The organism is Mangrovibacterium lignilyticum (assembly GCF_010882175.1).
GTDB lineage: Bacteria > Bacteroidota > Bacteroidia > Bacteroidales > Prolixibacteraceae > Mangrovibacterium > Mangrovibacterium lignilyticum.
In genome coordinates, this window is sequence record NZ_WKLH01000002.1 from 1,394,370 (window position 1) to 1,418,596 (window position 24,227).

The 24,227-nt window shown below is 42.4% G+C and carries 21 protein-coding genes; 16 read left to right on the forward strand and 5 right to left on the reverse strand.

Annotation, left to right across the window (positions count from 1 at the left end; all coding sequences use genetic code 11):
* Nucleotides 1-118: 118 nt before the first annotated feature.
* Nucleotides 119-2,302 (reverse strand): T9SS type A sorting domain-containing protein, encoded by a 2,184-nt coding sequence (locus GJV22_RS12695; RefSeq protein WP_163713926.1) that lies wholly within the window; start codon nucleotides 2,300-2,302, stop codon nucleotides 119-121.
* 149 nt (nucleotides 2,303-2,451) lie between these two features.
* Here GJV22_RS12695 and GJV22_RS12700 point away from each other — a divergent pair, with 149 nt between their 5' ends.
* The 14 genes from GJV22_RS12700 (at nucleotide 2,452) to GJV22_RS12765 (ending at nucleotide 16,159) form a co-directional block, all read left to right on the forward strand.
* On the forward strand, nucleotides 2,452-2,865 hold the full coding sequence (locus GJV22_RS12700) for a threonyl-tRNA synthetase editing domain-containing protein (protein WP_163713929.1): 414 nt from the start codon (nucleotides 2,452-2,454) through the stop codon (nucleotides 2,863-2,865).
* A 33-nt stretch (nucleotides 2,866-2,898) separates the two neighbouring features.
* Nucleotides 2,899-3,552: a TatD family hydrolase gene (locus tag GJV22_RS12705; RefSeq protein ID WP_163713932.1), complete on the forward strand. Its 654-nt coding sequence runs from the start codon at nucleotides 2,899-2,901 to the stop codon at nucleotides 3,550-3,552.
* Entirely contained in the window at nucleotides 3,549-4,271 is a 723-nt protein-coding gene (locus GJV22_RS12710) for a tRNA threonylcarbamoyladenosine dehydratase (RefSeq protein ID WP_163713936.1), read from the forward strand. Before GJV22_RS12705 ends, GJV22_RS12710 begins: the two co-directional genes overlap by 4 nt.
* 41 nt (nucleotides 4,272-4,312) lie before the next feature.
* Nucleotides 4,313-5,053 (forward strand): hypothetical protein, encoded by a 741-nt coding sequence (locus GJV22_RS12715; protein WP_163713939.1) that lies wholly within the window; start codon nucleotides 4,313-4,315, stop codon nucleotides 5,051-5,053.
* Between the two features lie 323 nt (nucleotides 5,054-5,376).
* On the forward strand, nucleotides 5,377-6,726 hold the full coding sequence (locus GJV22_RS12720; RefSeq protein ID WP_163713941.1) for an ACT domain-containing protein: 1,350 nt from the start codon (nucleotides 5,377-5,379) through the stop codon (nucleotides 6,724-6,726).
* A gap of 37 nt (nucleotides 6,727-6,763) precedes the next feature.
* On the forward strand, nucleotides 6,764-8,065 hold the full coding sequence (locus tag GJV22_RS12725) for an O-acetylhomoserine aminocarboxypropyltransferase/cysteine synthase family protein (RefSeq protein WP_163713944.1): 1,302 nt from the start codon (nucleotides 6,764-6,766) through the stop codon (nucleotides 8,063-8,065).
* A gap of 57 nt (nucleotides 8,066-8,122) precedes the next feature.
* Nucleotides 8,123-9,040, forward strand: a complete 918-nt coding sequence (metA, locus tag GJV22_RS12730; RefSeq protein ID WP_163713947.1) for a homoserine O-acetyltransferase MetA — start codon at nucleotides 8,123-8,125, stop codon at nucleotides 9,038-9,040.
* Between the two features lie 140 nt (nucleotides 9,041-9,180).
* A complete protein-coding gene (gene elbB, locus GJV22_RS12735; RefSeq protein ID WP_163713949.1) occupies nucleotides 9,181-9,837 on the forward strand; it encodes an isoprenoid biosynthesis glyoxalase ElbB in 657 nt (218 codons plus the stop codon).
* 282 nt (nucleotides 9,838-10,119) lie between these two features.
* Entirely contained in the window at nucleotides 10,120-11,430 is a 1,311-nt protein-coding gene (locus GJV22_RS12740) for an acetyl-CoA hydrolase/transferase family protein (protein WP_163713952.1), read from the forward strand.
* A 214-nt stretch (nucleotides 11,431-11,644) separates the two neighbouring features.
* Nucleotides 11,645-12,046: a methylmalonyl-CoA epimerase gene (gene mce, locus GJV22_RS12745; protein WP_163713953.1), complete on the forward strand. Its 402-nt coding sequence runs from the start codon at nucleotides 11,645-11,647 to the stop codon at nucleotides 12,044-12,046.
* A gap of 33 nt (nucleotides 12,047-12,079) precedes the next feature.
* On the forward strand, nucleotides 12,080-13,639 hold the full coding sequence (locus tag GJV22_RS12750) for an acyl-CoA carboxylase subunit beta (RefSeq protein ID WP_163713957.1): 1,560 nt from the start codon (nucleotides 12,080-12,082) through the stop codon (nucleotides 13,637-13,639).
* Nucleotides 13,640-13,648: 9 nt separating this feature from the next.
* Nucleotides 13,649-14,533: an OadG family transporter subunit gene (locus GJV22_RS12755; RefSeq protein WP_163713960.1), complete on the forward strand. Its 885-nt coding sequence runs from the start codon at nucleotides 13,649-13,651 to the stop codon at nucleotides 14,531-14,533.
* Nucleotides 14,534-14,542: 9 nt separating this feature from the next.
* Nucleotides 14,543-14,983 carry an acetyl-CoA carboxylase biotin carboxyl carrier protein gene (locus tag GJV22_RS12760; RefSeq protein ID WP_163713963.1) on the forward strand — a complete coding sequence of 147 codons (441 nt, stop codon included), beginning with the start codon at nucleotides 14,543-14,545 and terminating at the stop codon, nucleotides 14,981-14,983.
* An 18-nt stretch (nucleotides 14,984-15,001) separates the two neighbouring features.
* Nucleotides 15,002-16,159, forward strand: a complete 1,158-nt coding sequence (locus GJV22_RS12765) for a sodium ion-translocating decarboxylase subunit beta (protein ID WP_163713965.1) — start codon at nucleotides 15,002-15,004, stop codon at nucleotides 16,157-16,159.
* Between the two features lie 62 nt (nucleotides 16,160-16,221).
* On the opposite strand, the gene pckA is transcribed toward GJV22_RS12765, so the two are convergent.
* Together pckA and xerD are read right to left on the reverse strand one after the other, a co-directional pair.
* Complete coding sequence (gene pckA / locus GJV22_RS12770) at nucleotides 16,222-17,838, reverse strand: phosphoenolpyruvate carboxykinase (ATP) (RefSeq protein WP_163713968.1); 1,617 nt, start codon at nucleotides 17,836-17,838, stop codon at nucleotides 16,222-16,224.
* Between the two features lie 233 nt (nucleotides 17,839-18,071).
* Entirely contained in the window at nucleotides 18,072-18,971 is a 900-nt protein-coding gene (gene xerD / locus GJV22_RS12775) for a site-specific tyrosine recombinase XerD (RefSeq protein WP_163713971.1), read from the reverse strand.
* A 171-nt stretch (nucleotides 18,972-19,142) separates the two neighbouring features.
* Here xerD and aroQ point away from each other — a divergent pair, with 171 nt between their 5' ends.
* Nucleotides 19,143-19,562, forward strand: a complete 420-nt coding sequence (aroQ, locus tag GJV22_RS12780; protein WP_163713974.1) for a type II 3-dehydroquinate dehydratase — start codon at nucleotides 19,143-19,145, stop codon at nucleotides 19,560-19,562.
* Between the two features lie 94 nt (nucleotides 19,563-19,656).
* Complete coding sequence (pyk, locus tag GJV22_RS12785; RefSeq protein ID WP_163713977.1) at nucleotides 19,657-21,081, forward strand: pyruvate kinase; 1,425 nt, start codon at nucleotides 19,657-19,659, stop codon at nucleotides 21,079-21,081.
* Nucleotides 21,082-21,154: 73 nt separating this feature from the next.
* Here the strand turns inward: pyk and GJV22_RS12790 are convergent, their stop codons facing one another.
* Both GJV22_RS12790 and GJV22_RS12795 read right to left on the reverse strand, forming a co-directional pair.
* Nucleotides 21,155-21,805: a LolA family protein gene (locus tag GJV22_RS12790; RefSeq protein ID WP_163713979.1), complete on the reverse strand. Its 651-nt coding sequence runs from the start codon at nucleotides 21,803-21,805 to the stop codon at nucleotides 21,155-21,157.
* A gap of 12 nt (nucleotides 21,806-21,817) precedes the next feature.
* Nucleotides 21,818-24,184 (reverse strand): FtsK/SpoIIIE family DNA translocase, encoded by a 2,367-nt coding sequence (locus tag GJV22_RS12795; protein ID WP_238480330.1) that lies wholly within the window; start codon nucleotides 24,182-24,184, stop codon nucleotides 21,818-21,820.
* Nucleotides 24,185-24,227 lie beyond the last annotated feature (43 nt).

Here is a 24,227-nt window from a genome sequence, read left to right on the forward strand (position 1 = left end):
AAAATCGACTTAAACCAGTGAATCTCTTCCCTGAATAATCAAGCCATTTATTTTTACTGATGATCAAAGGCCGGGGTTGCCTAAAAAAAGTTAAAAGCAGAATGATCTTTTAGCCGACTTAGCTTCCGCCCAAATAAAGCACCTTTTGGGTGTACACTTTCCCGGTCACCTGGCTGGTTAGCCGAACAAAGTAGATGCCCGGCAGAAAGCGGTCGAAGTTCAGGGCAATCCGGTCGAGACCGGTCACCGTGGAATTGACAGTATAGGTATGTCCCAGCAAATCGAACACCTGTGGATTAACCGGCTGCACCTGTTCTTCAAAGCGAACAACCAGTTCCTGCCCGTATCGGAAGGGATTCGGGTAAGCCACAAGATCGACGTCTTCGGCTTCAAACGGATTGTAATCCTGAACGTCGTCGTGGTAGCACACCAAAGCTTCCATCACGGCCGCTGCCCCGTTGGTCGAGTTGCTTTTCCCGGGATAGGTGTACCAGTCGCCACCATCGCGAATAAAAAAGGAGTTGGCACTGTCGTTGGTGCGTTCAGCCAGGTATACCGCAAATACATCATTCGCCGCCAGGTTTTCGACCGACCAGGCCAGGTAGAATGATCCGTCCGTACTGATTTCCTGATCAAAGGCGAAATAATTCATCACGCCTTCGTCCACTGTCCCCAGGTCAAAATCCTGGCTGTAGATCAGGCTCCCGGGAACATCGCCCCCGACATAAACAGCAAGCGTCAATGTCGCGTTGTTCGAGCTGATTGCCTTTTCAGCAACGCCCAGGCTAAGGCCCTGGATCTTGCAATCGGTCTCAAATTGAAAAGCCTCCGCAAACTCCGTAAAACCGTAACTATTTGTTCCGCCGTAGTATCCATCGCTTTCCTGCCCGGCATTGATCAATCCATCAGTGTGCGTATCACTGTCCTTTAAGTTGGTGACCATTGTACATTTTTCGACATCGGCATACGGGTTGTAACCCGAAATCGCACTCGACCCACTACTATTCGGATCGAGCCAGGCTTTCAATTGCTTTGTGCTTTCAGTATAATGATCCCAGGCAAAGCGAAACTGCGAGAAATAGTCATCGATCGGATAGGCGCAGGTAGCCTCTCCGCCCACCAATGAGCCGCGCACCCGCATATTCGGATCGATTAAAGCAGCGCCCGACGATCCGGCTTCAGTCGTACCTTCCTCCCACTCGCCAATTTTCCAAAAAGCACCCGCAACATAGTCGGAGGTGTAGGAAGCAACAGTTGGTGAATTGGTATCAATCGCCACTTTTTTAATGTCGCCCAGCGGATGGTGAATTGAAACTGTTGACGCCGGAGGGGTTGATGAATGATCCCAGCCTAAATAATACGGCTGAAAACTTTTGGGCGGCGCAACACTCAGTTCTACGAGCGAAAAATCCAGGTCATCAGAGCTCGCTTTCAAACTACTCCCACTCAACGAATTTTCCACGTCCCCATCAATGCTTTCGCAATAGGGGGATTCGTAATTAAATAAAAATACGCTGGTCGACGCGTCCGCCGCAGTCGTGATACAATGATTGGCGGTCAACAGGTATGGAGTGCCATCCTGCGCGGCGTTATTCAGCAGGGTTCCGGTGCACAGCTCGGTGCCTCCAACTAAAATGCGGCAAACAGCATCTGCCGCCTCCCGATATGTAGTCAGATAATCACAGTTGACATTCACATTACAGCTCCCCGATTCCCCCAACGGACGGCGACCGCCACTATAAGCTTTCAAGCCAATGAAATCGTGATTCACCGACTGCAATTTCAACTCACCACTATAATTGGCATCCATCGGTTCTTCGTATTGCAGAATTATTTTATCGCCCGCCACTGGCATCGTTGCCAGCATGCCGTCCTGCTTGTTATTTTCCGAGGTAAAGGCTCCCAACAGATCGCTGCCATCTTCTGAGAACAAAAACAAACGAGCCCCATCGGGTAGATTATAACGACCAAAAATAACATTCAGCGAGCGCGCTCCGGGAGAATATAGTTTCAGCTGCCAAACGCGGTAGTTTCCGGCATCAATCCAATTTCCAGAATTTTGCGGCGTGCAATCCAGCGGAATAGCATAAGCGAACCGAAAAGCCTTGGTTCTTTTATGCTCCGCCTGCCGCTTTTTCACCAATTCTATTTCGCTCCGCGGAATGGTCAGCTCAACAAACTGATTATCGCGGGCAACTTTTAATTGCTGAATGGCAATCGGCTTTCCTCCTTGCGACAACTGAGCCACCGCAGGCATAACTGCCAAACAAAATAAAAGCAGGAAACAGGACTTTAAGTGCATAAGTTTATTTACTATTCAATCAAATTTAGAAAAATAACGGTTATCTGAACCGGAATATGATACAAAGCAAAAGTTTTATGTTGCCGAATGTGCTGATTATGCCTGCTCAACAAACGGCGAACCTGTCAACTTTTCGTTATTTTTGAAGGATGAAGGTACTTGTTATGTATGTCAACCGCTTTGGTTACAAAACAGCGGAGAAAAACCTGGAGAGTGTTGAAGAGCTGGACGAGAGCCGGGAATTTACCGACTCGGTTTTGGCTTTTATTCAGGTGGAAGAAAAAGATGAAGAAAAGGGTGTTGGTAGCCGCGAAAAAAAACTGGTCAACCACTTGAAGTGGACGGCCCGAAAGAATAATGCAAACCGGATAATCCTGCATTCGTTCGCCCATTTATCCGAATCGAAAGCTTCGGTTCCATACACACATGAGCTTTTTAACCTGGCCGAAAAAAGGCTGCAGAACGCCGGATACGAAACAGCCCAAACACCTTTCGGCTTTTTTTTGGATCTGCAAATCGATGCCCCCGGCTTTTCGCTCGCCCGCATTTGGGCAGAGCTTTAATGGCTGAGGACGAAAGTCACTAACATTGAAAATTTGAAACTCGTCAACCTACATACACATTTCAACTTACCAGCCGGACAGATTGGTCTGGTCAATCATTCGGTGCTGTTGCCTTTTCAACCGACGGAGGGGCAATTGTATTCGGCAGGGCTACATCCCTGGGATTTAGATGAAGCAAACGGGTCCGATTGGCTGCAGCAACTGGAAGAAGTGTCGAAGCATCCGCAGGTTTTGGCCATCGGCGAATGCGGCATCGACCGAACCTTGGAGACTTCCGTTGAACGACAAATTGATTTTTTTCTGCCTCAACTAAAACTGGCGGAGAAACAGAACAAACCACTGATTCTTCACGCCGTACGCAGCTACTCGGATTTGTTGCAACTAAAAAAGCAACACACAAGCAACATTCCGTGGATTTTGCATGGCTACCAGGGAAATATTGAAACCACCAAACAGCTGGCTCGCTTAGGGTTCTTCTTTTCAATGGGCACAATTCTTTTGAACGATCGTGAAAAACTCAATCAATCGCTTCTGGAAATCCCACTGTCTCAACTCTTGTTTGAAACTGATGAAAACACGGAAAATATTGAAAGTATTTATATTTTTGCCGCCGAAAAACTAGAAATAGCTGTTGAAGAACTCAAACAGCAGCTGTTTCGGAATTATCAGCAAATTACAGGAAAATGAAGAATTGGCAGGAACGAACCCTCTTGATGCTGGGTGAAGAAGGATTGGAAAAATTAACGAATGCACATGTATTGGTTGTTGGGCTAGGTGGAGTTGGCGCATATGCTGCCGAGCAAATTTGCCGGGCCGGAGTTGGCAAAATGACCATCGTTGACGGCGATGTGGTTGAAGCCACCAACCGTAATCGCCAGTTGCCCGCGCTCATTAGCAACGACGGAAAACCCAAAGCTGAAATCATGGGAGCCCGTTTCCGCGATATCAACCGAAAAATCGAGGTCAATGTCATCAACGAATACCTGAAAGATGAGCGGATGATTGAGATTTTGGAAGCCGACAACTACGACTACGTAGTTGATGCGATTGACACCCTTGCTCCCAAAACATTTCTGATCTATCACAGCCTACAGCGCAACATTCCGATTGTTAGCTCTATGGGGGCCGGCGGTAAATTTGATCCGTCGCTCATTCAAAGCTGCGATATCTCCAAATCGTACAACTGTAAATTAGCACGTGTTCTTCGGAAACGTCTGACCAAATTGGGCGTAAAAAAGGGAGTGCAGGTTGTGTTCTCGCCAGAGGAAGTTGAGAAAGCAAGAGTTCGGGAGGAAGAAGGACGAAACAAGAAATCAGCTGTTGGCACCATTTCATATATGCCACCCTTGTTTGGTTGCCACATCGCTTCAGTAGTCCTTCGGAATTTACTGGCTAAAACCGACTAATTGGTACAATACTTGAAGGATTGTCAAAAAACGCTGAAACCATGAAATCAAAAGTCACCCTACCCTTTTTGCTCATTGCCGGTGTTTTACTTTTTCAATCCTGCACCGGTCCCGGTAAAATTACCAAACTCATCCCGGAAAAGGAACCGGACAAGTGGCTCTACGGGCAAGCACTTCTGACTGATTCGATCTACGGAATAAGCTACGAAATTGGCTTTGACCGCTACCAGGATGGAGCTTATTGGTTCGATTTCCATATCATCAACCATTCAAATATGTCGTTGCTTGTCGATCCTGTTCAATATACCTGCCAGGCTTTCGACGAATTAATGAATCCCAAAACAACACAACCAGTCAATGCCATTGACCCTGAGGGAAAAATTCTGCAGTTCGACAAAGGTATTGCACAAAACGAGGCAGTGGCCAAAAATGAGCTAGGAATAGTTATTATGGGAATTGGTGCCAGTATCGCTGCCAATGCTATTATCGGAACTGGCAATCCGCGAAACGATAACATTCGCTATGCTGTGACCGACGGGATTATGGCAACCTCATACGCCATTGGTGATGAAGCCCGATTTGAAGCGCAAAATTTAAATGAACTAAAAGACGCCTGGGAACACGGGACCATCCGGAAAACAACATTGGAAAGCAATTTCGCGATGTTTGGGAAAGTCTTCTTCCCCGCCAGCCCCGATGCTACTTACCTGAAAATCGTCATACCAGTAGATGACAAAAACCTGGAATTCGATTATAAGCAAGTTCTTTTCCCTGTGAATTAAGAAAAAATCCCAGCTTCAGTATTTTTAAAACAAAAGCCAACACCTCTCCATACATCCTATTTTTATTTTTTCTAAATAAGGCTTTGTTATTTTTAAACTATTTCCTACGTTTGTGCTACTTATCACACAAAACGGATGATTAACAGCAATACATATACTTCTACTGCAAGCACCACTTCCATGATGCTTACTGCTGTTTTCATGCCATCCATGTCTATGTGCATGCGATAGCCTTCATTCGGTATTCCCCGCGAATATGGTTTGAAGGCATGAAAGATTCCGAGTTTAAGATTTCCAAAATTTATTTCAAAAAATATTAGGCTATGCCCGAATGTATTGTCCGGTTTAGCGGTAACAACCTGAAAGAACCGCTTGTAATCACCAGTTTGGTCAAACTACTTGCCCAAGCCAACTCAAAACACATTTTAATTGTCTCGGCTCCGAAAGAAATCCAGAACCTGCTATCCAATGGGATTAAAACCCTGAGCAGCCCAAAAGGGAATCCTGAGTTGCTGATCAAACAGATCTATGCTGAAGTTGACAAAATTAGAAATGCCCAACAGCTTGATGCTTTTACAACTCTTCAAGATCTTTACGAAAAGCTTGAAATTTTACTGAAGGGAATTCATTATACCGGCGACTTCTCCCCGGCCCTGCAGGATCAAGTACTCTCGTTTGCTGAAAAAATAGCTACCGTTTTGGTGGCCGATATTTTACGGAGCAATCAAATTGAGTCGCAGATTGTTTTCCCTGAAGACCTGGGCTTAATTGTCAGTGATGAGTTTGGCAATGCTTCGGTCAAGATTGAAGAATCAACGAATCAAATAAAAACGTTCAATTTCGGAGCGATCACATTAGTGCCTGGCTCATACGGAGTTACCAAAGGCGGAAAAATAGCCCGCATCGGGAACCGTGCTGCCGACTATACTGCAGCCACTTTGGCTTCAATTTTCAATACCGATCGTCTGGAGCTTTGGCAAATCGGCACCCCGTTTAAAACTGCCGACGAAAATTTCGTATCGAACCCAACTTATATCGAAAGTCTCACTTACGCTGAGGCCTCCGAGCTTTCATACTTCAACTACTCCGGTATTCACCCGCGCATCGTGGAGCCGCTCATCGAAAAGCACATCCCGATTCACGTTTATGAGCTTAAAGACGGGGAGAAAATTCTCAGGACCCGAATTAACTCGAAAAGCATCATCGCTTCACAGGTGGTAAAAAGCGTTGCCCACACCGACGACATTGCCATTCTAAGGCTGAATGGTCCGGGTGTGGGATTCAAACCGGGTATTTTGGCTAAGGTAACGGGAGCATTTAATAAAAACCATATCAACATCCGGTCTGTTATTACTGCACAAACCAGCATCAATATCATGATTGACAAAACTTCGGCTGAACGGGTAAGGAAACTGGCTCTGGAATTAGACCTGCCTTCGGTTAGTCAGGTTGAAGTCGAAGAAAAAGTTTCGCTAATCGCGATCGTAGGCCACGGAATGCAGCAAAATCATGGTATTTCAGCGGCACTTTTCTCAGCCGTTGCCAACAACAAAATCAATGTGCTGATTAGCGGTTCAGGGGCCTCCGACCTGGTTAGCTACCTGATCGTCGATGAAAAGGACAAGACCAAAGCAATTCAGGAAATTCACAAAATATTTTTCGGGAATAACTAAAACAAATGCTATTTCAAAATCCTAAATAACAAAAACAATGACAAGTAAAAATCTTAAATTCGAGACGCTGCAATTGCATGCAGGACAAGAAGTCGATCCCGCAACCGGATCACGAGCAGTACCAATTTACCAAACCAGCTCGTATGTATTCAAAGATTCTGATCACGCCGCGAACCTATTTGGCCTAAAGGAATTCGGGAATATCTACACTCGGTTAATGAATCCAACTTCCGACGTATTTGAAAAACGTGTTGCGGCTCTTGAAGGAGGTGCTGCAGCTTTGTCGGTGGCTTCTGGCCACGCAGCACAATTTCTGGTTTGCAGCACATTGCTAACATCAGGTGACAACATTGTGAGCTCTCCCTATCTGTATGGTGGTACATACAACCAATTCAAAGTAACTTTCAAAAACTTTGGATGGGAGTCCCGTATGACAAAAGATCTGAATGCAGAATCGTTTGAAGAACTGATTGACGAAAAGACAAAAATCATCTACCTGGAGACAATCGGCAACCCGGGATTTGTCATACCTGACTTCGATGCGATAGCTGCAGTTGCAAAAAAATACGACATCCCTTTGGTTGTCGACAATACATTTGCCGGCGCAGGCTATTTGTTCCGCCCGATTGAGCACGGTGCTAATATTGTAGTCGAATCGGCCACTAAATGGATCGGCGGGCACGGAACCAGCCTTGGGGGGGTTATTGTTGATGCTGGAAACTACAACTGGGGAAATGGTAAATTCCCAAGTTTCACGGAGCCATCTGAAGGATATCATGGTCTAAAGTTCTGGGATATTTTTAACTTTGACGGCCCATTCGGGAACATTGCCTTTATTATTAAAGCACGTGTTGAAGGTTTGCGGGATTTCGGCCCTGCTCCAAGTCCATTCAACTCATTCTTATTACTGCAAGGTTTGGAAACACTGTCGTTAAGAATGGAACGCCACGTTGAGAATGCTGAAAAACTGGCCGATTGGTTGGAAAACCACCCGAAAGTAGAAAGCGTGAATTATCCCGGACTGAAAAGCAGTCCTTCGTACGAACTGGCGAAGAAGTATTTGACAAAAGGCGCCGGAAGTATGTTGTCGTTCACAGTAAAAGGTGGAGTTGAAGAGGCTAAAAAAATAGTAGAAAGCCTCGAACTGGTGAGCCATTTGGCCAATGTTGGTGATGCCAAAACACTGATTATTCAACCGGCGGCAACAACGCACCAGCAATTATCTGCCGAAGCGCAATTGGCTGCAGGTGTTTACCCAGCCCAGTTGCGTGTTTCAGTCGGACTGGAACATATTGATGATATTATTGCCGATTTCGATCAGGCATTAAGCAAGATTTAAACAGTAAATCATATAGCCCGGAGTTCATTGCTCCGGGCACTTTAAAAGGAATTTGTTATGCCATTAAATATACCGGATAAATTACCAGCAATTGAATTGTTGCTTCAGGAAAACATTTTTGTGATCGACCAAACGCGGGCATCCCACCAGGATATCCGTCCGCTGAAAATTGTGATCCTAAACCTGATGCCACTAAAAATTACCACTGAGACTGATTTACTTCGGGTTCTGTCAAACTCACCATTGCAGATTGAAATCGAGTTTCTGAAAATAAAAGATCATGAGCACAAACACACTTCTGCTGAGCACATGACTGCGTTTTATAAAACGTTTGAACAGATAAAGAAACACAAATTCGATGGTATGATTATTACCGGAGCACCGGTTGAACATCTTCCTTTTGAAGAGGTCACCTACTGGGATGAAATGAAAGAAATCATGGACTGGTCGGTAACCAACGTCACCTCATCGCTATTCATCTGCTGGGCGTCGCAAGCTGCGTTATTCCATTTCTATGGAATTCCGAAATACCCGCTAGAAAAGAAAATGTTCGGCGTTTTCGAGCACCGGGTGTCAGATAAAAAAATCCCCATCTTCCGGGGCTTCGACGACACGCATTATGTGCCTCATTCGCGACACACCGAAATACGTGCTGAAGACATCAAAAAAGTTGAAGAATTGGAAATCGTTTCTGAATCTGATATTTCAGGGGTTAATATGGTTATTGCCCGAAATGGCCGCCAAATATTCGTCACCGGACATGCCGAGTACTCGCGCATGACGTTGGACAGCGAGTATAAAAGAGACGTTTCCAGAAATCTTCCAATTGAAGTGCCTCTCAACTATTACCCTAATGACAATCCGGACGGAACCCCCATTTTGCGATGGCGATCGGCTGCAAACTTGCTATTCACCAACTGGTTGAACTACTACGTCTACCAGCAAACGCCTTACGATCTGGAAGATATCAAATAGAAACAGCGTTGAAAAATACGTCATTCTGATGAAAATACAAATCATCAAAAAAAAAGCCTCAGATGCTGGATTCGCAGCTCTGAGGCTTTTTTCTTCTAGTGGAATTTAGCTACTTTTAAGCATTCAAAAATTGAAGAGTCATGACAATTCAAAAGAAATTAGCCGTTGTGCTTTCCGGTTGCGGTGTTTATGATGGAGCTGAAATTCATGAAGCAACACTTACAATGCTTGCCATTGCCAAAGCCGGAGCATCCTATACGCTTTTTGCGCCCAACATTACCCAACATCACGTCATTAATCATCTCACCGGCGAAGAAATGAACGAAAGCCGCAATGTACTAGTTGAATCAGCCAGAATAGCCAGAGGTGAAATTCAGGATCTGAAAGAGTACAAAGCAGCTGATTTTGATGCGCTCGTTTTCCCTGGTGGCTTCGGTGCGGCAAAAAATCTAAGCACATTTGCGTTCGAAGGTCCTGAGTGTTCGGTAAACGAAGATGTTGAATTAGCTGTAAAATCAACTGTTCAAGCAGGTAAACCAATCGGAGCACTCTGCATTACCCCCGCCGTAATTACCAAAATTCTGGGTAAGGTCGACGTCACTATTGGGAACGACTCGGGCACAGCAGGTGCAATTGAAGCAATGGGCGGAAAACATGTCCAGACTACACATGGTGAAATTGTTATCGACCGGAACTACAGAGTTGTGTCAACCCCGTGTTACATGTTGGATGCCACAATTGATCAAATTGAAATAGGCGCCCGAAATGTGATCAAGACAATCCTCACAATGAGCTAGCCCTTATTACAAACATAAGATCACAATACTCACGTCTTATCCCGCGAAGATCAAATCATAATTCAAGCTAAACTATTCAATTTATATTTCAGACTTAAACATCCTTATTTCCTAATAATCAATACTTAACAAATATACAGCGACTTTCTTAACATTAATTTCAGAAATACCATGGCTTTCATTAAAACGGTTCAAAATAAGGTGCCTTTTCAAGCCCCACCGCTCTAATTTTTTATCTTTACGGTCACAATTTTTCAGAGCAATTTATACTATTTCCACATTATGAAACAAATCAAATACGTTACGCCCGAAGAGGCAGTAAAAGTTATAAAATCCGGAGATCGTGTTCACCTCAGTAGTGTGGCTGTTACGCCACATACGCTGATAAAACCAATGGTTGAAAGAGGACGCAACGGAGAAATTTACGATGTTAAAATTCAGCATATCCATGTTGAAGGAAAATTGGACTACGCAGACCCTGAACTTGAAGGCGTTTTTGTTACTGAGCAATTTTTCGTTGGCGGAAACCTACGTAAACAAACACAAGCCGGTTATGCCGACTACATTCCTGTATTCCTGAGCGAAACTCAAAAACTGATTCGCGAAGGCTATTTAAAAGTTAATGTTGCCATGGTCATGTGTTCTGTACCTGACAAACATGGCTATGTATCACTTGGTACATCGGTCGATTCAACCCTGGCTGCAATCGAAACTGCCGATGTGGTAATTGCTGCTGTGAACCCAAAAGTTCCTCGTGCATTCGGAGACGCGATGATTCATATCGACGAAATCGACATTTTCGTTGAAGACGACATCGACCTGTATGCTCACGATATGGCTCCCCTTACAGAGATTGAAACTCAAATTGGTAAAAACGTTGCCGAGTTGGTTGAAGACGGTGCCTGTCTGCAAATGGGTATTGGCGGTATCCCAAATGCTGTTTTGGCTCAGCTAGGAAACCACAAAGACCTTGGTGTTCATACTGAGATGTTTGCTGACGGTATCCTTCCTTTGGTTGAAAACGGTGTTGTTACCGGTAAACACAAAAAACTGGATAAAGGTAAAATGGTTGCTTCGTTCCTAATGGGAACAAAAGCACTTTATGACTTCATCGATGATAACCCACGAGTAGCGATGATGGACGTTGGTTACACCAACAGTGTTAGTGTAATCCGCCAGTTAGACAAATTAACTGCTATAAACTCAGCACTTGCCATTGACCTTACCGGCCAGGTTTGTGCCGACTCAATTGGTATCAAACACTATTCAGGCGTTGGAGGTCAAATCGATTTTATCCGTGGTGCCGGTTATTCTCAAGGTGGTAAACCAATTATTGCAATACCATCAGTAACTGCCAAAGGTGTTTCCAAAATCAGCCCTATTTTGATCCCGGGATCAGGTGTTGTAAGTACCCGTTCAAACATGCACTGGGTTGTAACTGAATATGGAGCAGTTAACCTGTATGGCAAAACACTTCAGGAGCGTGCTAAATTGTTGATTTCTGTTGCTCACCCTGACCACAGAGCTTCTCTTGATCAGGCTGCTTTTGAGCGTTTCGGATCTCACTTCCATTTTGTAAAAAAATCATACTAATATACCTCAGCAAGCATATTCTCAATTGGGAATGTGCTTGCTCCACAACTTAACCTTTAAACAACCAACCCTTTGTAATTAGTAGTGAACTAAATACAAAGGATTAATCGCATCCCTACTTTTGATCTTTTGAGCATCGGCTTAAAATTTGAATTGAAGACGTTTTTATAAGCAATATATATCTATTTAATCATTACATAAATTATTCATTAAAATGAAAATATCTCACATTGAACACATTGGAATCGCTGTAAAAAGCCTGGACGAAGCTATCCCTTATTACGAAGGTGTATTGGGAATGAAATGTTATTCTGTTGAGGAAGTAGCAGATCAAAAAGTTAAAACAGCTTTCTTCAAAGTTGGCGATACCAAAATCGAATTACTCGAATCAACTGATCCTGAAGGACCAATTGGAAAATTCATCGAAAAGAAAGGACAAGGAATTCATCACCTGGCCTTTGCTGTAGACAATGTTGACGCAGCTCTGGAAGAAGTTGCAGAGAAAGGCGTAACTCTTATCGACAAAACTTCACGCAAAGGTGCTGAAGGATTGAATATCGGTTTTCTGCACCCCAAAGCAACTTTGGGCGTTCTAACAGAACTTTGCGCAGAATAATTTATTTGGCTACCAACTTTTGAATGAATTACAATGAACAACAAGGATAAAATAAAACAACTCATAGAGCTGAGAGCTGAAGCTAAACTCGGTGGTGGTGAAAAAAGAATTGAAGCACAACATGCAAAAGGTAAATTAACTGCCCGCGAACGAGTCGACTTGATGTTGGACGAAGGCAGTTTCGAAGAGTTTGACATGTTTGTAAAACACCGTTGTACAAACTTCGGTATCGACAAAAATAAGTTTTTAGGTGATGGTGTTGTAACCGGACAGGGAACAATCGATGGCCGCCTGGTCTATGTTTTCTCGCAAGACTTTACTGTTTTTGGAGGATCTCTTTCTGAAACTTTTGCACAAAAAATTTGCAAAGTAATGGATATGGCCCTAAAAATGGGAGCTCCGTTGATTGGTATTAATGACTCGGGAGGTGCCCGTATTCAGGAAGGTGTAACTGCTTTGGCTGGTTATACCGAGATTTTCCAGCGCAACATCATGGCATCCGGGGTTATTCCTCAAATTTCAGCTATTTTCGGACCTTGTGCCGGTGGTGCTGTTTACTCACCTGCACTTACCGACTTCATCATGATGACTAAAGAACAGTCATACATGTTCGTAACCGGACCGAAAGTGGTAAAAACAGTAACCGGCGAAATTGTTACCGACGCGCAATTAGGTGGTGCTTCTGTACACGGATCAAAATCGGGGGTATCTCACTTCATCGCTGACACGGAACAAGAAGGTATTTCATTGATTCGCAAATTGCTAAGCTACCTTCCTCAAAATAACCTGGAAGACGCTCCGCTGGCGGAATGTGACGATCCAATCGATCGTCTGGATGATTCGTTGAACGAAGTTATTCCTGACAATCCAAACAAACCCTACGATGTAAAAGATGTCATCCATACAATTGTCGATTATGGCGAATTCCTGGAAGTACACCGTAACTACGCACAAAACATTGTCGTTGGTTTTGCTCGTTTCAATGGTATCTCAGTGGGGATTGTTGCCAACCAACCTAACTATCTGGCTGGTGTGCTCGACATTAACGCCTCTCGTAAAGCTGCTCGTTTCGTACGTTTCTGCGACGCTTTCAATATTCCATTGGTGACCTTGGTTGACGTTCCCGGATTCTTGCCCGGTACAACTCAGGAATACGGTGGTATCATCATACACGGTGCGAAATTGCTGTTTGCTTATGGCGAAGCAACTGTACCTAAAGTAACTATCATTCTTCGCAAATCGTACGGTGGGGCCTACTGTGTAATGAGTTCGAAACACCTTCGCGGTGACATTAACTACTCATGGCCAACCGGAGAAATTGCCGTTATGGGACCTAAAGGTGCTATTGAAGTTCTTCAAAGCAAAAAAATCCGCGCCATTGAAGATGATCAGGAAAGAGTGAAATTCGTTGCTGATGCAGAAGAAGAATACAAAGATAAATTTGCGAATCCATATAACGCAGCACAATATGGTTATATCGATGATGTAATCGAGCCTCGTAACACACGTTTCCGGATTATTCGCGCGTTACAGTCTCTAGCAACGAAAAAAGATGTAATGCCTCCGAAAAAACACACCAATATCCCACTATAATTCATGATCATGCAAAGAAAATTCAAACATTTATTTGCCGGGGTCATCGTTTTACTGCTGGTTGTTGCCGGGAAATCGCTTTTAGCGCAAGGGGCATCCGACCTGAAATTTAATGAGATTCTGGTACACAATGAATCCAACTTCATTGACGAATATGGTCAACGCAGCGGATGGATCGAGATTGTGAATTCTTCGTATAGTAAGGTGAATATCGGTGGATGTTTTCTCACCGATGACAAAAACAACCCAAAGAAATATTGGATTGCCACCAATTCACCTGAAACCTTAATTCAGCCACGTGGATTTGTCTTGTTTTTTGCCGACAACCAACCATCTCGTGGGGTCTTTCATATGAATTTCGAGTTGACGGAAGGAAAAACGATTTACCTTTTTGATGCCAACGGAAAGTCAGTTCTCGATGAACTACAAATTCCTACCGGACAAAAACCAAACGTTTCCTACGCCCGTATTTCAATCGATTCTAACGAATGGGCTCTTCACGAGCAAACGACTCCACGTTCTGACAACGACCATAGTCGTCACGCAACAGCTGGAGAAAAGTTTGTTCAGCACGATCCAGCTGGCGTGGGAATGGTAGTTGTAGCCATGTCAGTTGTGTTTTTGGCTCTGGCAATTCTGTTCTTAGTCTATTTGGCGATCGGCAAGCTTTTCACCAAGAAAAAGAAAACCGTACCAAGTAGCGAAGCAAAAGAAGAAGACGAGGGGATGCAACTATCTGGCGAGATCAATGCTGCCATTACTATGGCTTTGCACCTTCATCTGGAAGAACAACATGACTATGAGGACACTGTTTTGACAATCAAAAAAGTCGCTCGCAGCTATTCTCCATGGAGCTCGAAAATTTATACGTTAAGAAAAAATCCACGCATTTAAACCGCTAAAATGAAAAAATATAAATTTACCATAAACGGCAATAAATATGATGCTGAGATCCTGAATATCGAGGATAATATTGCCGAAATTGAGATCAACGGAACATCGTATACTGTTGAGCTTGACAAAGAAATTAAATCTTCAAAAACTCCTAAACTTGTTCGCCAAAGAGCTGTGCCATCGACTGACGCACACCCATCAGTTGCGAAAACAAGCAGTCCTTCTGCTCCCAAAGGTGGTGGAAATATTAAATCTCCACTTCCCGGAACCATTCTCGAAATCTACGTGAAAGAAGGTGACGAGGTAAAACGCGGCGATAAAGTATTGATGTTGGAAGCTATGAAAATGGAAAATAACATTGAAGCCGACAAGGATGGTAAGATTATTACGATCCACAAACAAAAAGGTGATTCGGTCATGGAAGGCGACATTTTAATTACCATCGGTTAATAAAAAGGGAGATCAAACATGGATACATCTTTTTTCGATTTTATTATAGAACACCTGGGGCAATTTCTTTCATTTACTGCATTTGCAAACCTTACTGTAGGTCACATTATCATGATCTGCGTTGGCTTGCTTTTCATTTACCTTGCAATTGCGAAAGAATTTGAGCCCATGCTGCTAATACCAATTGGCTTTGGTATTCTTGTCGGCAATATTGCATTTTCTCCCGGTTTTAAGATTGGTATCTACGAAACCGGAAGTGTACTGAACTACCTCTATTTCGGGGTTGCCCAAGGGGTTTATCCACCTCTTATATTCCTCGGAATTGGAGCAATGACCGACTTCTCTGCATTGATATCGAATCCGAAATTGATCCTGATTGGAGCGGCAGCCCAGTTCGGTATCTTCGGTGCTTATTGTATTGCATTAGCCCTTGGTTTCAGTCCGACTGAAGCTGGTGCGATTGGCATCATCGGTGGTGCTGATGGTCCGACTGCAATCTTTATTTCTTCGAAACTTGCACCGGATTTGATGGGTGCGATTGCAATCTCTGCCTATTCATACATGGCCCTGGTACCGGTAATTCAACCTCCGATCATGCGCCTGTTGACATCTAAAAGAGAACGGGTAATCAGAATGAAACCACCACGTGCTGTTTCGAAGAATGAAAAACTGATATTCGCTATTTCCGGGATGTTGCTTACAACCTTTATTGTTCCGAGTGGTTTGCCGCTACTTGGTATGCTATTCTTCGGAAACCTGCTGAAGGAAAGTGGTGTGACCAGACGTTTAGCTGATACTGCAAAAGGACCTCTGATTGACATTGTAACCATCCTCCTAGGATTAACTGTAGGTGCTTCGACACAAGCAACAACTTTCTTAACCTGGAAATCCATCGGAATATTCTTTTTGGGAGCGTTGTCCTTCGTTATTGCAACAACAGTAGGTGTGTTATTTGTAAAATTCATCAACTTGTTCCTGAAAGAAGGTAACAAAATCAACCCATTAATTGGTAACGCCGGCGTATCGGCAGTTCCCGACAGTGCGCGTGTTTCTCAAGTTATCGGTTTGGAATACGATAAAACAAACTACTTGTTGATGCACGCAATGGGCCCCAACGTAGCTGGTGTTATCGGTTCTGCAATTGCTGCCGGTATCCTGTTAAGCTTCCTGATGTAATCTGACATACACATTACACGATAAAAAAGAAAAGCTTCCGAATTCGGAAGCTTTTCTTTTTTCTATTTTACCAGCTTAAGGTGTGGCCCCGCGGCCTCCAGTTTTTTGCCTTCCGGGGTATCGGTGTAATCTTTAAAGTTTTCGATGAATAGTTCTGCGAGGTGCAAAGCTTTCTCCTCCCAGACTGATTCGCTTTGATAGGTATCTCTCGGATCCAGAATAGCCGGATTACAATCGTGAAGCGACAATGGTACCTCCAAATCAAAAATTGGAATAACCTTGGTTTCTGCTTCTTCAATCGAGCCATCTAAAATGGCATCGATAATAGCACGTGTATCTTTAATCGAAATACGTTTCCCACTGCCATTCCATCCGGTATTCACCAAATAGGCCTTCGCATTGTTTTGTTCCATTCGCTTAACCAATTCTTCACCATACTTCGTTGGATGGAGGCTTAAAAATGCCGATCCAAAACAAGCAGAGAAAGTCGGTAGTGGTTCATCTATTCCACGCTCAGTTCCAGCGAGCTTTGCCGTAAAACCAGATAAAAAATGGTATTTGGTTTGTTCCGGTGTTAGCTTCGAAACCGGGGGTAAAACACCAAAAGCATCAGCTGACAGAAAAATAACTTTATGTGCAGGCCCTGCTTTCGAAACCGGGCGAACAATGTTCTCTATATGGTAGATTGGGTACGAAACACGTGTATTTTGAGTAACTGAGCAATCATTAAAATCAATTTTTCCATTTTCGTCAACTGTCACATTTTCCAGCAAAGCATTCCGTTTGATCGCATGATAAATATCCGGTTCAGAGTCTTTATCAAGTTTAATTGTCTTTGCATAGCAGCCACCTTCAAAATTGAAAACGCCATCATCATCCCAACCATGCTCATCATCTCCGACCAATTGTCGGTGTGGGTCGGTTGACAAAGTAGTTTTACCAGTGCCTGAAAGTCCAAAAAAGATCGCCGTATCACCATCGGCACCGACATTGGCAGAACAGTGCATTGACGCGATTCCTTTTAAGGGCAAATAATAATTCATCATTGAGAAAATTCCCTTTTTCATTTCGCCACCATACCAGGTACCACCAATCACCTGCATTTTTTCTGTTAAGTTGAAAACGGTGAAATTCTCAGAGTGCAAGCCTTGCTCTTTCCAATTCGGGTTACTGGTTTTAGATCCGGTAAGTACAACAAAGTCGGGTTCTCCATAACTTTCCAGCTCTTCTTCGGTTGGCCGAATAAACATGTTCTTTACAAAATGAGCTTGCCAGGCAACTTCAACAACAAACCGAACTTTCATCCGAGTGTCCAGATTCGCGCCACAAAAAGTGTCAACAACATATAGTTTTTTGCCTGAAAGCTGCTTCGCGACCAAAGCTTTCAGGTGTGACCAAACTTCAGGCGAAGTTGGTTTATTATCGTTTTCTACTTTATCGGACGTCCACCAAATCGTGTCCTTAGTCGTGTCATCATACACGATGTATTTGTCTTTTGGCGAACGTCCGGTAAAAATACCGGTCATAACGTTTACTGCTCCCAACTCTGTGATCTGTCCTCTCTCGAAGCCCGTCAGTTCAGGCTTAATCTCCTCTTCAAATAATAGGTCGTAAGAAGGGTTATAAACAACTTCATTGACATTCTCAATGCCGTAAAGTGATAAATCAAGATCTCTCATAAGTAAAACAGTTAAAGAAATTTATAATCCCAGCACAAGTGGTGCTGAATGCTATCGATAATAAAACTACGGCGTACACAATTAACCAACCGAGCGTCATTATCAAACACATACTGCAAGCTATAAAAAAAATAAGACAGCATTTTCAAGAAATGCTGTCTTACAAAACATAAATTCGGGTGATACTTTTATTTGTATTCTTTCAAAATAACACTGAAGAACACCAAATGGCGTTATGAACGCGGATGGAAGTGTGTCAGTGTATTTTTCAGATAATCACGGTCCAAATGGGTATAAATTTCTGTCGTTAAAATTGACTCATGCCCTAACATTTCCTGAACAGCACGTAAATCTGCTCCACCTGAAATTAAATGTGTTGCAAACGAGTGACGGAATGTGTGCGGACTAATCTTCTTATTCAATCCAACTTTTTCGGCCAGGTTTTTAATGATTGTAAAAATCATAACACGGCTTAATTTCTTTCCTCTTCTGTTCAAAAACAAAACATTCTCACTCTCAGGACTAATTTTAAGCGTTTTACGATATCCCTGTGTGTATTTTGTAATTTCCTCAACAGCTTTAGAACTTACAGGTACCAAACGTTCTTTTTCTGACTTCCCTTCAACTTTAATAAAGCCCTGATCGAAAAATAAGTTTGTTACTTTCAGATTGACAAGCTCTGAAACACGCAACCCGCAGCTGTAAAGAGTTTCCAACATTGCTTTGTTTCGCTGCCCTTCCGCTTTGGTTAAATCCACACCATCAATAATCAGGTCAATTTCTTCCATCGTAAGTACGTCCGGAAGCTTCCGACCAATTTTAGGTGATTCCAATAGAGTTGTAGGATCGCTGTTAATTTTGCCTTCCATTAACAGATACTTAAAAAAAGACTTAATTCCCGAGATTGTTCGGGCTTGAGTACGAGGACTAACACCACGATCGTTAATATATTCGATAAAACTACGCAAGTGATTAATTCTCACCTTTTCCGGAGTTAAGCGTTTGAAACTCTCATCCAGAAAAGCCATCAACTTATTGATGTCATTAATGTACGCAGCAATCGAATTCTGAGAAAGTGATTTCTCCAGTCTCAAAAAAGTCTCAAAACCTTTTTTACTATCTTCCCATTTCATAATAAAAAAATTAATTTTTTTCTAAGAACAATTTAAATAATTTTGACTCCCTATGGAGTTTAATAATTCCGACAAACGTCTGAAAAATAGTTTCTTCCCCAAGATTACATAATTTTCAATACGATGCTGGAATCATAAAGTTACTAGAATTTTCAAAAAAATAAAATAAAAATGAAAATATTGTTAATCAATGGACCTAATTTAAATCTGTTAGGCAAAAGGGAGAAAGGCATTTACGGTGAAACTAGTTTTGAAACATATTACAATGGATTGGTTACTAAATACTCTGGGATCGATTTAGCATATTACCAATCTAATGTTGAAGGGGAGTTGATTAACAAAATTCATGAGGTCGGATTTTCTTATGATGGGATTGTTATAAACGCCGGAGCATACACGCACACTTCGGTTGCGCTCCGTGATGCAATCGCAGCAGTAAATACCCCCGTTGTTGAAGTTCACATTTCAAATATTCTGACGAGAGAAAGCTTTCGCCACGAATCGATCATAGGACCGGCCTGTAAGGGCAGTATTATGGGATTTGGACTCGATTCATACCGATTGGGGATCGAAAGTTTTCTTGAAAATTAACGTTTGAGTTAATTCTTTCGTACCAATTAAAATGTTTTACTCCGCTTCAATAAAAATATCTAATTTTGAGGCCCCATAATTTATATCGTTCGAAATGAAACACACAAAAATCGTAGCTACAATCTCAGATCTAAGATGTGATCCTGAGTTCCTAAAAACCCTGTTTGATGCCGGAATGAATGTTGTTCGTATGAACACCGCTCACATGACACCGGATACAGCAATCCCTGTAATTAACAACATTCGTTCAGTTTCTGACAAGATTGCCATTTTGGTTGATACCAAAGGTCCTGAAATCAGAACTCTTGGAATTGATGAACCGTTGGTTGTTGCAGAAGGCGAAATGGTTGAAGTGTCGGGTATTCTTCGTGAAGAAAGCGAAGCTGGTCGTCAAAAATTCAGCGTTTCTTATGACAAAATTCACCTGGAGATTCCAATCGGCGGAACAATTCTGATCGATGATGGAGAAACTGAGATGACTGTCGTTGAAAGAGAAGCAGACTTTGTACTTTGCCGCATTGAAAATAAAGGTAAAATCAAAAACAAGAAAAGTGTGAATACACCAGGATTCACTGTTGATTTGCCTTCAATTTCAGCTAAAGATGAATCATTCATCAAGTTTTCAGCAGAATTGGGAGTTGACTTTATCGCTCACTCATTTGTTCGTAATGCACAGGATGTAATTGACGTTCAAAAAATTCTTGATCAATACAACAGCCCGATCAAAATCATTGCTAAAATCGAAAACCTCGACGGTGTGAACAACATCGATGAGATTTTAGATCATGCCTATGGTGTTATGGTTGCTCGTGGTGACTTGGGTATTGAGATCCCAGCACAAAAGATTCCAGGAATCCAGCGTCATTTGATCAAAAAATGTGTTGAACGTAAAAAACCAGTTATCGTGGCAACGCAAATGTTGCATACTATGATTGATAACCCACGTCCAACCCGTGCTGAAGTTAGTGATGTTGCCAACGCAATTTTCTCTCGTGCTGATGCAATTATGCTTAGTGGTGAAACTGCTTATGGTAACTACCCTGTTGAAGCGGTGAAAATCATGAACAAAATTGCGAACGAAGTTGAACATAGCAAAGACAAACGTAACGACATTACAATTCCTTTGGTAGAAAACGAAATTCCTGCATTCTTAGCTGAAGCTGCGATTCAGGCATCAAACGAGCTACCAACCAAAGCTATCGTTACCAACACCAAGACTGGTAGAACAGCGCGTTATTTAGCAGCATTCCGCGGAACTAAAACAGTTTACGCTCAATGCTACGAACCACACGTTGCTCGTATTCTTTCTCTTTCATATGGTGTTTACGCTGATGTTATTGAACCCAAGAAAGACAAATTCAAAATGGTTCGTAACTCGCTAAAAGCATTAACAGGAAAAGGTACGCTTGAAGAAGCAGATCAAATTGTTTATGTTGGCGGAAGTTTCGGTATCGGTGGAGGTTCTACCTTCATGGAAATTTCAACTGTTGAGAAATTGACTCAGAAAGAAAACATTTAGGGATAGCATTATTCCAAACCAAATAAAAAAAGGAGCTTTAAAGCTCCTTTTTTTATTTCTGAATATCTGGTTCTTAGCGTAAATCAACAACATCAACTCCCGGATGTTTTGCTTTATCAAAATCAAAGATAGAATCGGGAGCATCAACATCCGTTTTAAGGTCATTCACATCAACGATATAGACGTTCCCTTCCTGGCCAAACATTTCTGCTTTGCTGATCAACATGCTTTGCTTGTCAATCTGGATTCGAATTTTAGTATATTCAATGTCATCTGTCTCAGGGAACAAATCAATAATATACAAACTTTTACCTCCAACAACTTTCTCCTCTACAAACTTATAGGAAAAACCTTCTTCATAGATGGTAAACAATTTCGAAGGGTTCATCATATCGCCCGTTTCAGCGTCGATAGGAGAAACTGTCACTTCATTGGCATCTTTCATAAAGGTTGAAACATCGGTGCCATTGCAATAAAGTTCAAGCCCAAGATCTGACAGTTTCAACAAGTATTTGTCGCCTTTCATAATGATATTCCCCTTATTCTCTTCGTGAATATCCATTTCCTTATTCTCCATTATATAGTCAAAATTGGCTTGTATGGAGGAATAAGACTGTGTTGTCTTGGTTACGTTTTCTAAAATTGATTTTGCTTTTTGGTCAACTTGTGCTGACACGGAAAAAACAAGTAGGACAAGCCCAACTAAGGACAGTAATTTTTTCATTTTAAAATCTTTTTACAAACTATTCAATAATTGTTCCAAACTATATTCATCCTGAACCTGCACCTGACGGGCTTTACTACCTTCACTTGGTCCAACAATACCTGCTGCCTCAAGTTGATCCATAATACGTCCGGCCCGATTATATCCAATCGAGAACTTCCGTTGAATCATCGACGTCGATCCCATTTGATTCATCACCACTACACGAGCAGCATCGTCAAATAACTCGTCGCGGTTATTTAAATCTGTAGCCAAGGGATTTCCATCTCCTTCGCCAGCATATTCCGGTAACAGAAATGCTGTTGGATAGCCTTGTTGATTTGCAATGTGTTCACAAATACGCTCCACTTCCGGTGTATCAACAAACGCACATTGCAAGCGTGTCATACTGCTTCCCATGGCAATCAACATATCGCCTTTACCAATCAACTGATTGGCCCCCGGCGTATCTAAAATGGTACGCGAATCGATCATCGAGGCTACCTTAAAAGCAATACGCGTTGGAAAGTTTGCCTTAATTACACCAGTAATAATGTTGGTCGAAGGACGCTGCGTAGCAATGATCATGTGAATGCCGACGGCACGTGCTAACTGTGCAATACGGGCAATCGGTAATTCAATTTCTTTACCGGCTGTCATAATCAAGTCGGCGAACTCATCAATAATTACAACAATATAAGGAAGGAACCGATGTCCTTTTTCCGGATTAAGTTTCCGATCAACAAACTTGGCATTGTACTCTTTTATATTACGGGCATGCGCTTTTTTTAGCAGGTCGTAGCGATTATCCATTTCGATATTCAGTGAGTTCAAACTGTTCTTCACCTTCTGAATATCAGTAATAATCGGCTCTTCATCATCCGGCAACTTAGCCAGAAAATGTTTTTCGATTGTCGAATACAAACTCAACTCAACCTTTTTGGGGTCAATCATAACCAACTTCAGCTGCGATGGATGCTTCTTATAAAGTAGCGAAGAAATAATGGCATTCAAACCAACTGATTTCCCCTGACCTGTAGCACCCGCCACCAGAATATGGGGCATTTTGGCCAAATCGATCAGGAACGTTTCGTTTGAAATAGTTTTACCCAATACAACAGGTAACTCGGCCGTGCTTTCCTGAAATTTCTTCGATGATACAATCGAGCGCATCGAAACAACTTCCGGTTGCTGATTAGGAACTTCGATACCTATTGTTCCACGACCGGGAATTGGTGCGATGATACGAATTCCCAATGCTGCCAAGCTTAAGGCAATATCATCTTCCAAATTCTTAATTTTTGAAATTCGTACACCAGGAGCCGGAACAATTTCATACAACGTAATGGTCGGTCCGATTGTAGCCCGAATTTTTACGATTTCAATTTTATAATGACGGAGAGTCTCGACAATCTTGTTCTTGTTCGAGATTAATTCCTCGTTGCTGACCTCATTGCTTCCCGAAGGATGATCATCGAGTAAATCGACGGATGGAAATTTATAATTCGACAAATCCAATGTCGGATCATAAGGATCACCCCCGATAGATGGTTCATAATCCTCATCTGTTTCTTCTTCGATCTTCTCAACAGTCATTTCCAAATCATCTTCCGCATCCTCATTCTCGGAATCGCTCATCTGACTTTTTACATGTTCCTCGATATCGGAAACATCTATTTTATCATCAATCTCAAGTTCATCCGTATCCGGATCAAAAATGGTCTCTACAGTATCGTTTTCGGTTACAACTTTCGAAATGCTGTCATCCTGTTCAACCATTTCACCGATTCTTACATCTTCATCTCTCAACACGGGTTCTTTTTTCTCCGCTTTCGGTTTTCTCGCAAACATTTTCTGTAACCATGGAATAAACTTATCGGTTCCAAAAAGAATGATCAGGAACAAACCACACATCAACAAAAAGAACGTTCCGATTGAGCCAAACATCGAATTGAACCAATTGGCCATGAATAGACCGTTCTTCCCTCCCAGGTAAAGGAAACTTCTTGAATCAAACCCGGAAAGTATCAATCCCATGAAAATCGAGATCCAGAAAATCAGGACAAAACTATACAGTACCGACCGACCGTATTTCACGAGTGATCTTCCGAAAATCTGGAAAGATGAAATAATCAACAGGTAAACGAACAGAAAAGATGAAAGTCCAAAACCTCGGTTGATAATCAATTCACTTAACCAAGCACCGGTTTTACCTGCCTTATTCTGCACTTTTATGTCGGCATTTTTAATCAGCGCCCGCCACGAAATATCCAATTTACTTTGATCAGCTGAACCGTAAATTAAAAATGAAATGAAAGCTACCAACAAATAAACACCCAAAACAAAAAGCAACACCCCGACTGTGTATCGGAATTTATCGCTTTTAAAGAAGCCTTTCATTTTAGGAATTAGACCAGTTCCGGATTTTTTAGTTTTTGTCTTA